A 12,056-nucleotide genomic window follows, 5' to 3' on the forward strand; every position below is an offset into this window, starting at 1 on the left:
GTCTCGGTCTCGGTCTCGGACCGTCCCACTTACGACGGATCGGTCGGATCCCCGACACTGATGACGGCGATGAGGTCTCCACCTTCGACCTGCGCGACACCGGTGATCGCAAGGCGGGTGATACGGCCACCGCGTGGTGCGGTGATTGTGGCTTCCATCTTCATGGCCTCGATGGTGGCCAAAGTGTCCCCAACTGAGACAGAATCCCCCTCAGCCGCAACCATCGTCACGACTCCAGCGAACGGTACCGCTACGTGAGACGGATCGTTTCGATCCGCTTTCTCCGAAGCCGGGGCATCCGCGGCAATCGACCGGTCGCGCACCGACACCGGGCGCAACTGCCCGTTGAGGATGCACATAACCGTCCGCATTCCGGCGTCGTCGGGCTCCGAAATGGCCTCGAGCCCGATCAGCAGCTCCACACCCTTTTCGAGCTTCACTCGGTGCTCGTCACCCTGTCGTAGACCGTAGAAGAACTGGTTCGCCGACAACGACGAGGTGTCGCCGTACTTCTCGCGGTGTTCGGCAAGTTCCTTGGCGGGGCCGGGGAACAGTAACCGGTTCAACGCTTCTCGACGAACCGGTCCGGCTGTGTCGAGTGCTGTCTCGTCGTCGGGTGTCAGGGGTGCGTCACGGCGTACCCCGGTTCGGCCGGCGAGCGCCCTTTCGCGGAACGGTTCCGGCCATCCACCGGCTGGCGTCCCGAGATCTCCGCGCAAAAATCCGATCACCGAATCGGGGATGTCGTATTTCCCCGGGTCCGCCGCAAAGTCGTCGACACTCACTTCGGCACCCACCAGATGCAGTGCGAGATCGCCGACCACCTTCGAACTCGGGGTCACCTTGATCAACCTGCCCAATAGGCTGTCCGCGTCGGCATAGGCCCTCTCGACCAGTTCGAATCGGTCCCCGAGTCCGAGAGCGATCGCTTGCTGACGCAGGTTCGACAGTTGGCCGCCCGGAATTTCGTGACGGTACACCCGTCCTGTCGGCGAGGGGAGCCCGGACTCGAATGGCGCGTACACCTTTCGAAGAGCTTCCCAGTACGGCTCTAGATCGCACACGCTCTGCAGGCTCAAACCGGTATCGCGTTCGGTGTTCGCCGCAGCCGCCACGATGGCCGACAACGCCGGCTGGGACGTCGTGCCCGCCATTGGAGAGGACGCACCGTCGACGGCGTCCGCCCCCGCCGTCCACGCAGCGAGGTACGTCGCCAGCTGCCCACCGGGTGTGTCGTGAGTGTGCACGTGCACCGGAAGGTCGAAGTTCGCGCGCAGCGCTGTCACCAAAGTGGTCGCCGCCGGTGCCCGCAACAGACCCGCCATGTCCTTGATCGCCAACACGTGCGCGCCGGCGTCGACGATCTGCTCGGCAAGCTTCAGATAATAGTCGAGGGTGTAAAGGTCCTCTCCAGGGTTCGACAGGTCACCGGTATAGCTCAGCGCCACTTCCGCTACAGCAGAGCCGGTTTCGTGCACAGCGTCGATAGCCGGTCGCATCTGGTCGACGTTGTTCAGCGCGTCGAAGATACGGAAAATGTCGACACCGGTCTGCGCGGCCTCCGCCACGAATGCGGACGTCACCTTCTGCGGATACGGGGTGTACCCCACTGTGTTCCGGCCGCGCAGCAACATCTGTAAGCAGATGTTGGGAACCGCCTCGCGCAGGGACGCCAATCGATCCCAGGGATCTTCGTGCAGAAAGCGCAGTGCCACATCGTATGTCGCACCGCCCCAGGCTTCGATCGAGAGCAGCTGCGGTGTCGATCTGGCCACGAAGGGAGCCACGGCCATCAAACCCGTCGTGCGCACCCGCGTGGCCAGCAGCGATTGGTGGGCGTCTCGGAACGTCGTGTCCGTCACCGCCAAAGCTTTCTGCTGTCGCAGAGCTCGCGCGAAGCCATCGGGGCCCAGTGCCCGCAGTCGTTGACGACTCCCGTCCGGCGGGGCAACCGACAGGTTCAGGTCCGGCAACTTGTCTCGTGCGTAGACCACAGTCGGACGGATGCCGTGCGGCATGTTGACCGTGATATCCGCCAAATAATTCAGGATCTTCGTGCCTCTGTCACCGGATGCGAACGAGGTCAACAAGCCGGGCCGCTGCTCGATGAACGAGGTCGTGATGCGTCCGGCTCGGAAGTCCGGGTCTGCCAGAACACTCTGCAGGAACGGAATGTTCGTCGCGACTCCGCGGATGCGGAATTCGGCTACGCCCCGTTGTGCACGCGCGACCGCGGTCTCGAAATTCCGGCCACGACACGTGAGCTTCACCAGCATCGAATCGAAGTATGCGGACACCTCCGCTCCGGTAGTGGTGCCACCGTCGAGACGGACGCCTGCCCCGCCGGGCGTCCTGTAGGCGGTGATCCGGCCGGTGTCCGGCCGAAAGCCGTTGGCCGGATCCTCCGTGGTGATGCGGCATTGAAGGGCAGAGCCGCGAATCTTGATGTCCTCCTGGAGGAGTCCCAGGTCCTCCAGCGACTCGCCCGCTGCGATCCGCAACTGAGACTGCACCAGATCGACGTCGGTGATCTCCTCGGTGACCGTGTGCTCGACCTGGATACGTGGGTTCATCTCGATGAAGACATGGTTTCCGTCGCGATCGACCAGGAACTCCACGGTTCCGGCACACGCGTACCCGATTTCCCGCGCGAAGGCGACTGCATCCGCGCACAGCCGAGAACGGAGCGCCTCGGAAATGTTCGGGGCCGGAGCGATCTCCACCACCTTCTGGTGGCGGCGCTGCACCGAGCAGTCACGCTCGAACAGATGGATGACGTTGCCATAGGTATCGGCCAAGATCTGCACCTCGATGTGGCGGGGCTCGATGACCGCCTGCTCGAGGAATACCGTCGAGTCACCGAACGCCGACTCCGCCTCTCTCGCAGCAGCTTCGATCGCCTCTCGAAGATTTTCTATCTTTGCAACCCGACGCATGCCGCGCCCACCACCACCGGCGACAGCTTTGACGAACACCGGGAAAGTCATGGCCTCGGCCGCAGCCAGCAACTCATCGACATCCGACGAAGGTTCGGACGACGAGAGCACGGGCAGACCAGCCGCCTTTGCCGCTGCGATTGCCCGAGCCTTGTTGCCCGTCAATTCCAACACCGTCGACGAAGGGCCGACGAAGGTGATTCCAGCGGCAACGCACGCAGACGCCAGATCGGGGTTCTCGGACAGGAACCCGTAACCGGGGTAGATCGCGTCTGCGCCGGCGCGGACTGCGGCGTCGACGACCTTCTCGACCGAGAGGTAGTTACGAACTGGATGGCCCGGTTCACCTATCTCGTAAGCCTCGTCGGCTTTGGTGCGATGCAACGAATTTCGGTCCTCGAACGGGAACACAGCAACGGTGCCCGCTCCAAGCTCGTAGGCAGCACGGAATGCTCGAATTGCGATCTCACCGCGGTTGGCGACCAGTACTTTGGAGAACATGTGGACAGCAAACCCCTCGACGAGCTGGAATCGGACTGTTGAGTCGTGCAGAACGTCAGTCGGTCACAGATGGGTACCACTTCTGCATGAGGTCGGTCTGATCGGCGGAGCCCCCGAGTCGTTCGACTGCCTCATCCATCATCTCGGCGACCAACGATCCGACTCGCAGTTTCTGCCCGACGTGGTCTGCCAAAGCCTCGGCGAGATGCGCGTCCTTACGCATCAATTCGAGCGTGAAGCCCTGCTTCAAGTTGGGGAAAACGATCTCAGGATACGTGTAATCGGTGACGTAGCTGCGCCCGGACGACACGTTCAGGACGTCGACCATGACGTCAGGGGCGATTCCGTATCGCTCTGCAAGAGTGATCATTTCGACCGTCGCGAACCGATTGCAGTGGTTCAGAAGGTTGTTGACCAGTTTCGCGGCGTGTCCGGCACCTACCGGCCCCAGGTGAAACACGTTGGAGGTGATTGTGTTCAGCAGCGGCTCGGCGCGGGCGAAATCCTCGTCGGTTGCACCGACCATGAGGGTGGCCAGACCGTCGTAGGCGCGTCGGACCCCGCCGGCGATCGGTGCGTCGATGTACGAGATCGACTTCACGGCGAGGTCGCGGACGAGTCCCTCGTCGACGATGGGGGTGCTGCTCGTGGTGTCGATGACGAGTGAACCCGGATCCATCTTCTCGGCCAGGCCGCCGTCACCAAGCAGAAGCTTCAGGACGTTGTCGGGGCCGGGAAGAGACAGGAACACGACATCGCATGTCGCGATCTCGTCGAGCGGCGCGAACCTCGCTCCCCGTTCCTCGAGGGGGGTTGCGAGGGCGGGGTTCAAGTCGTTGACCCACAGCGTGTTCGTGTCGACGAGTCGAGACGCGATGGCCGACCCCATCGCTCCGATGCCGACGAATCCAATAGTTTGCGACAAGAGTCCACTCTCCTCATAAAGTCTGACAATTTACATACTGCTGCGCTGTGAATGGATTGTCAATGAACAGAGGCCTTCCCGGCGATGTGATCGGCACCGGACCGCCGAGAAGGAGCATCGATCTGCCGGACAGACAGGGCACACAGGGCCGAGATGATGGTCGATGCCGCGATCCAGAGCACGACCGGCATCCCAGAGTCCATGTCCGCCACCAACTTCGTCAGCACCAACGGCGTCACCGCACCGCCCAGAATGACTCCCAGGGTGAACCCGATCGACAGACCCGTGTATCGGACCGCACCGTCGAACGCCTCGGCGAAGAACACGCCAATGGTTCCCCACGTCATCGAGTACCCGGTCAGCATGACCAGGTAAGCACCGAGAACGACGGCCTGGTTCTCCGTGTCGAAGGCCCGCATCCATCCGTACGCGGTCACCGCGATAGCGATATTGCCCGTGATGAAGATCTGCTTTCGACCGACGCGGTCGCTCAGCGCACCGAAGAAGATACTGGCCGCGATCACCCACACGGCCGCCGGGATGATGATCACGAGCATCTCGTTTCGTGTGAAACCATGGTTTGAGCCGTACGACAGACCGAAGACGGTCGCAGAGTAGAAGGTCACCGAGTTGCCCACGGCTGCACCGGCTATCAACAGAACAGCCATTTTGTGACGCCGGAGCACTACCAAAACAGGAGCGGGGGCTATTTCGTGCGACTTCTGCAAGGACTCGAACGCCGGGCTCTCCTCGAGCCGCAACCGAATGATCAACCCAAGGATGACGAGCAGACTGCTGATCCAGAACGGGACGCGCCACCCCCAGCTGAGGAAGGCGTCGTCGCCCATCGCCGTGCCGACCACCAGGAACACGATGTTCGCTACGATCAGGCCGCACTGGGCACCCGTCTGAACCCACGAACTGTAGAAGCCCCGCTTGCCCTTGGGGCTGTGTTCGACTGTCATCAGTACGGCACCGCCGTATTCGCCGCCCAGCGCAATACCTTGAATGAAGCGGAGAACAACCAGCAGGATGGGCGCGGCGATCCCGATTGTGGCGTACGACGGAATCAGCCCGATGGCGACAGTGGCGGTGCCCATCATCACCAGAGTCGTCACCAACGTGACCTTGCGACCCACTCTGTCCCCGAAGTGACCGAATACAACTCCGCCGAGCGGCCGTGCCACGAACGCCACACCGAACGTCGCGAGTGAGAGAAGCGTTCCGGTCACGGGGTCGGAATTGGGGAAGAACACCGTCCCGAACACCAGCGCGGCGGCGGTTCCGTAGATGAAAAAATCGTAGTATTCGATCGTGGTACCCATCAGGCTGGCGATTCCCACCCGCCTGACGTCACCCGTACTCGGTGTCCGGGACATCTTGTGCCTCAATTCCGGTCGTCGTGTGCGAGTCGCTCGCGCAGCTCGACCTTGCGGATTTTTCCACTCATCGTTTTCGGCAGGTCGTCGACCACGACGACCCGTTCAGGGCAGTAGCGCTTGGCCAAGCCGCACCCAATCAAGAACTCCCGCAACGAGTCCACCGTCACAGTCGTTCCTGGCCGGCAACGAACGAACGCACAGGCTCGTTCACCCAATCGGTCGTCGGCGTAGCCGACCACGGCCACATCCGTTACGGCCGGGTGGCGGAATATTTGACTCTCCACGGCCCCGACGGGGATGTTCTCGCCGCCGCGAATGATGATGTCCTTGGTGCGGCCCGTTATCGTCACCGACCCGTCCGCGTGCTGTATCGCTGTGTCTCCGGTTGCAAACCAACCGTCTTCGTCGAACGCATCGACGGTGGCCTCGGGGCGGTTGTGATATCCCACGAACAATCCCGTTCCACGGAGCCACAGGTCACCCACCTCTCCTGTCACTGACTCGACACTGTCGGCGGTGCGAACGGACACCTCCGCATTCGCCAATGGCAGACCGTCGGTCGTGCGATTGATGTCACCGAGTCCCGGTCGGCCGGACACTGCAATGCCGAATTCCGTCATGCCCCATGCGGGGATCACGGAGCATCCGAGCACCGCTTCCGCCTCCGACATCAGGGGTCGAGGAATGGGGGCACCGGCAACGGCAACGAGGGCCAGATCGCGCGCGTGTTCGCGGGTCAGACCCGACGAGCGGATCAGGTCGATCAGGAACGTCGGAGAACCGACCATGCACGTGATCCGCTGCGACTCAAGGACTTGTGCGCCGACCTCGGGGCTCCATTTTTCCATGAAGACAGCCGTTCCGCAGAGATACACGGTGAACAAGGCGCCCCAGAAGAACCCCGTCGAATGACCGACCGGTGACATCACCAAATTTCGCATCGGTTGTCCGAGCGAATCCGGACCGACGTGTGCAGCCCAGCCTCGCACCACGACGTCGAGCGTTGCGTGCAGGTTCATCACAGCTTTGGGGGTGCTCGTCGTTCCCGATGTGAAGGCGAGCTGAGCGGGACCCAGCGGGTCGGCCGGGACCTCCACGAACGAGTCTGCGGAGCCCATGAGCCCGTCAAGCGACAATGTTCCGTCGACTGGCTCACCGACCACCACTACCGTCAGGGCGACGTTGCCCAGCACCTCCTTCGGCAAGGCGGTGGCCACGACGTCGGAGGAACCGTGGTGGCGTGAGACGATGAGCACCGTCGTCCCCGTCGCACTCGTCATGGACTTCACTTCGTGTGAGCCGTAGGTGATCGGGATCCCCGAATAAGTTGCCCCTGTGCGCAAGACGCCATAGACGACGCCGAGAAACTCCGCCGAGTTCGTCATCATGACAGATACGACGTCACGAGGCACCACGCCGCGGGACTGCAGTCCCGCGGCAACCCGACGGCTCATCGCGTCCAACTCTGAGAACGTCATCTCCCGGACGGTCCGGCCCTCGTGGTCGACGCTGACCGCCGCCACTCGGTCGGGGTGCCGCGCGACGGCCTCGTCGAGATACTCCCACAACGAGGCGTGTCGCCACAACCCTTGGTCGAGCCTGCGCAATGCCTCGTCGGCCGAGACCACCGAACCGGCGGGCAGGTCTCGCATCATCGCGCTCATCGCGCCGAGGGAATATCGACTCGCATCGACACGATGCTGCTGTCGCGCGCGGCCTTGCGGGCTTCGACATCGAAATCCGGTGTTGCACAGAAGAACAAGGTGTGGCCATCTGTGCCTCCGAGCGCACAGGCAAAGACGCACGAGCCCGGATCTACGCTCTCCACGATCGCACCGTCGACCACCCGATGCAGCCGATCCTGCCGAATGTCAGCCAGCCACACCCCACCCTCGGAATCGATGCACGATCCGTCCGGAGCGACCGTTACCTCTTTCAACGCCTCGTCCGCGTTCGACGAAATCGGTAGCGGCCCGAACGACGCCCAGACGCGTCGGTTGACTAGATCCCCGGATTCGGTCAGGTCGAAGGCTGTCATGCGATTGCCGAACGTCTCGTTGACGAGCATGACGTCGTCGGCGGTAATGACACACCCGTTGGGGAACCACAGGTCGTCCGCCACCCGCGTGATGGTGCCGTCCGGATCGACTCGGTGAATGAATCCCCGTCGCATGTCTTCGCCGGCGTAGAGGTCGAATCCGAAGTCTCCCAGATAGGCGCGTCCGTGCCGGTCGACCACGATGTCACCGAGGAATCCTCGGACGTGGTCGGACAGATCTGCATGTACGACGAGACTGCCGTCCGCCTCACGACGCAAGAGCGTCTTGTCCATCATCGACACGATCAGAAGACGACCGTCTGGCAACCAACCGAGACCCGACGGTTGTTGGGGTACCGTCGCTTCCTCTCTCAGGTCCGAGCCGTCCTCGCAGGCCGACTGCACCTTGTGTGTGTACAGGTCGGAGAACCAGATACGGCCGTCATGCCAGCGCGCGCCTTCGGTGAATGTCAGTCCGGGAACGACGGTGTCGAACGTTGTGGGCACGGTGAACTCCTCGATGGTGGTTTCTTTGTCGAGCTCAAGCACGGCGTCGTCCCCGTTGGGCATACGCATAGGTACCGACAGCGATCAGCAGAATGAAGCCGTAGATGGTTTGGCGCGTCGAATCCGGGATGTTGAGCAGCGGCGTGACGTTGTTCAACAAAGAGAGGAACAGTGCTCCGAGGATCGCACCGATGAACGAGCCTCGACCGCCCGTCAGTACAGCTCCGCCCAGGAACACGGCGGCGAAACAGGTCAACGTGTATCCCGCACCGACCGAATTGGACCCGATGCCGGTCTGCGACGCTAGGAAGATTCCACCGACAACAGCACCGAACGAACACACCAACAGTCCCACTGTGCGCACGCGGGTGACCGATTGACCGACCCGTCGGCTGGACTCCATGTCGAACCCGGTCGCCCGCAATGCGAGGCCGGAGGGGCGACGTTGGAGCCACCATTCGGCTCCGATGGCAATGACGACGAGAACGATGAAAGGTGCAGGAACGAAACCGATTCCGAGTGAGAACATCGAGTTCAACCCGGGTGCGATAGTCCCCTCAGGCTTGGGTCTGAGCACGATAGCGAGCCCAGCAATGATAGCCATCGTCGCGACGGTCGCAACGATGGCGTTCACCTTGAGCCTCTCGATCAGGAATGCGTTGAGACATCCGATGACCAGCGCGGTGAGCACGAATGCCGGTACCGCGACGAGCAAGGTGCCCGCCGACAGATCCGGTAGCACCAGCGATGCGATGACTACGGTGAGACTCATGGTGGAGCCAACCGAAATATCCAGGCCACCTGACACCATCACGTATTGCTGTCCGAGCGCGACGAACGCGAGCGGCAAAGTCAGTAGCAAGAGGTTGGCAAGGTTCTGCGGAGTCCAGAAGACCTCCGATTGCGTTCCCGTGTAGATGGACACCAGTGCCAGCAGAATCAGCAGCATCGCCACTGGAATCTGGCCTGACACCCGACCGAGTGCCCGCCCCAACCAACTCGGGCCGATGGGAAGGCCGACCGACTCGTCGTCGACATCGACCGCACCGACGAAGCTGCGAACGATTGCGGCTTCCGTTGTGGGAGAGGGCAATTCCTCAATCGCCACGCCCTTCGACATGACGACGACTCGATCGCACAGTCCTGCCAGTTCCGAGGAATCAGACGAGTTGATCACAACGGCGACACCGGAGTCCGCGGTGTCGGCAATGAGGCTGTAGATGTCCAGACGTGCTTTCGCGTCCACTCCCTGAGTGGGTTCATCCAGCATCAACACCTTGACCTGGCGCAACGCGGCGCGCGCCAGCACTGCTTTCTGCGCATTGCCACCGGAGAGCGCACTGATGGGCTGATGCGCCGATGCGGCGACAATTCCCAGACTGGCTTTCGCGCTCTCGAACTCAGAATTGAGACGGCCCGGCAGTGCCAGTCCGAACGGTCCCGCGTCCGACCCGAGTTGGGTTGTGGCATTCGCCATCACCGACAGTGGCAGAAACACCGATTCTGCAGCGCGATCGCCGCTTTGGAAACTGATTCCGGCGTCCAGCGCCGAGGGCGGACTGAGCCGCTTGATCGGAGCACCATCCACCGAGACATCGCCTGCGTTCCGGTCGATCCCGATCATTCCGCGCAGTACTTCGCGTTGCCCGTTCCCTTCGGCACCGGCAATTCCCACGATCTCGCCGGCTGCGACGCTGATGTCGACAGGACCGTATCCTTGCCCACTGAGTCCGACGACCCTCAACCGCTCCGGTGCACCATTTACTCGCGGTGCGCGGGTGGGAAATTCGAGCGCAGTCGGCGCGCCCACCATCATCTCGACGATGTCGTCGACTTCCCAGTTTCCCGAATCGAAGGTTCCCTGGATGACGCCGTCGCGAATGACGGTCACGCGGTCGGCGAGACGCCGAACCTCAGGCAGTCGATGGCTGACGTAGACGATGGCCGTGCCCTCGTCGCGAGATGTCCGAACCAGTCCGTCGAGATGCTCTGCGTACCGCATGTCCAACGCTGCGGTGGGCTCGTCGAGCATCAGAACGAGCGGGTTGTGAGCCATGGCCTTCGCAACTTCGAGGAGCTGCCTGGAACCGGGTCCGAGAGCTCGCACTGTGTCGCCGGTTCCGAAGGGCAGGTCGAATCGTGCGAGCAGACCGTCGAGATCCTCCGGTGGCGTCTCACCGACAGAGTGGAACGAGAGTTCGACGTTCTGCCGAACGGTCAGGTCTTCCACGAGGGATGTGTCCTGGTAGGCAACCATGAGCCCGAGCTGACGAGCTCGCCGCACACCGCTTCCGGCGAGCTCCGTGCCACCGATCAACACATTGCCCTGCTCCGGCGTGAGTACACCGGAGGCCGATTTGATCAGAGTCGACTTGCCGGAACCGTTTTCGCCGACGAGCGCATGCACCTCGCCTGGTCGTACGTCGAAGGAGATCGAGTCGAGCGCTCGGACACCCGGGTATACCTTGGTGACATCGGTCATCACCAATACTGGATCGAGGTTGGTTGTCGACGCCTGCTCGACGGGAGAATTCGCTACGGTCATGACGCGGACAATGCGAGCGCGATCTGAGCGGGCGTCAGAAGACTCGGAACCGGTGTGCTGGCGGGGATGGATGGGTCGGCATTCTGCAGTACGCTGTCGAGCGGAACCACCGGGTTGGGCGAAATCATCTGCCGGTTGACGTCCTGCCCCGCTCTGAGCATGATTCCCGCAGTAACTGCGATTCGTCCGCTCCATACCTGACTATTGGTGACGAAGCTGGTTGGGTTGAGGTTGGCGTTCCGAGCTTCCGTGAACGCGGTCAGCCAGGACTGGTTCACCACGTCGGACATGACGACCGGCGGTGTCTGGCCGCGGTCGACGAACGGACGCACCAAGTCTTCGGGGGTGTAGTCGTACACGATTGCACCCGGTGTGGTTCCGGACGACAGGAGTGCGTTGGCTGCCTGGGCTGTTCCCTGGGGAGTCCACTGCGTGAATCCTTCTAGTGCGCGAGTCCACCCTGCGGCTTGCATCGACCGCTCGAAGCACGGCTGCCATGTTGCTGCGTTGCTGTTTCCCGGGATTCCGGTGTACATCGCGTAGGACTTGTTGGGCGCGTTCGTCGCGGCGATCGCTGCACCTGCTTCGGTGTAGGTCTGGCAAAGGTCCGGAACCACCTGAGCCGCTACCGTTTCGACCACATCGTCGGGCAACGGTGTTTGGGCCTCGACGACGAGAATGCCGGCGTCCTTCGCCTGCTGCAGGACGGGGCCCACGGCTCCACCGTAGATCGAGTTGAGCACGATGACGTCGACGCGCTGTGCCACCAAGCTCTGGAAATTGGCGAGGAAACCGGCGACATCGGTGGACGAGTTGTAGACGATCTTCGCGACCTGCGGCGACGCTATCGCCTGAGCGGTGATCTCGCCTCGGAAGATGCTGCGCCACGGGTTGACGTTGTCGTTTGCGAACGCGACGGTGAGCGATCCGCGGCCGGTTTCGCAGACGTTGCTCTGCATGCACTCCGCAAACGTCTGATCTTGCTCGCCGGTGAGAGGAACGGATGCCACGGCCATGGTGTTCAGGATGGTCGGGTCGAGTGAATCCGCGGGAATCGGCTGTAGGAACGCCTTGTCGATGGTCGCCTGCAGGGCCTCGGGAGTGGCGATATCGGCCGACACCGGTTCCACAGACGCACCGCTGCCGCTATCCCCGGCAGTAGTGCTCGAGCAGCCTGCAACCAAGGCCGCTGCAGCCAAGGCTGCGGCGTATCGAGCGCGCC

Annotated in this window: 7 protein-coding genes; all 7 read right to left on the reverse strand. The window is 62.4% G+C overall.

Translation table 11 applies throughout. The features are described from left to right. Positions 1-29: 29 nt before the first annotated feature. Positions 30-3,437 (reverse strand): pyruvate carboxylase, encoded by a 3,408-nt coding sequence (locus tag CH276_RS15070; protein ID WP_094631325.1) that lies wholly within the window; start codon positions 3,435-3,437, stop codon positions 30-32. Between the two features lie 55 nt (positions 3,438-3,492). Then, complete coding sequence (locus CH276_RS15075; protein ID WP_037183720.1) at positions 3,493-4,362, reverse strand: NAD(P)-dependent oxidoreductase; 870 nt, start codon at positions 4,360-4,362, stop codon at positions 3,493-3,495. Positions 4,363-4,421: 59 nt separating this feature from the next. After that, positions 4,422-5,687, reverse strand: a complete 1,266-nt coding sequence (locus CH276_RS15080) for an MFS transporter (RefSeq protein ID WP_244165061.1) — start codon at positions 5,685-5,687, stop codon at positions 4,422-4,424. Positions 5,688-5,749: 62 nt separating this feature from the next. After that, positions 5,750-7,408 carry an AMP-binding protein gene (locus CH276_RS15085; protein WP_094631326.1) on the reverse strand — a complete coding sequence of 553 codons (1,659 nt, stop codon included), beginning with the start codon at positions 7,406-7,408 and terminating at the stop codon, positions 5,750-5,752. After that, positions 7,405-8,331: an SMP-30/gluconolactonase/LRE family protein gene (locus CH276_RS15090; RefSeq protein WP_306436740.1), complete on the reverse strand. Its 927-nt coding sequence runs from the start codon at positions 8,329-8,331 to the stop codon at positions 7,405-7,407. Before CH276_RS15090 ends, CH276_RS15085 begins: the two co-directional genes overlap by 4 nt. Beyond that, positions 8,324-10,834, reverse strand: a complete 2,511-nt coding sequence (locus CH276_RS15095; RefSeq protein WP_176459267.1) for an ATP-binding cassette domain-containing protein — start codon at positions 10,832-10,834, stop codon at positions 8,324-8,326. The genes CH276_RS15090 and CH276_RS15095 overlap by 8 nt, the downstream gene beginning before the upstream one ends. Then, positions 10,831-11,964 (reverse strand): substrate-binding domain-containing protein, encoded by a 1,134-nt coding sequence (locus CH276_RS15100; protein WP_037183714.1) that lies wholly within the window; start codon positions 11,962-11,964, stop codon positions 10,831-10,833. Before CH276_RS15100 ends, CH276_RS15095 begins: the two co-directional genes overlap by 4 nt. Positions 11,965-12,056: the final 92 nt, after the last annotated feature.

This window comes from Rhodococcus sp. 06-470-2 (assembly GCF_002258235.1).
Classification (GTDB): domain Bacteria; phylum Actinomycetota; class Actinomycetes; order Mycobacteriales; family Mycobacteriaceae; genus Rhodococcoides.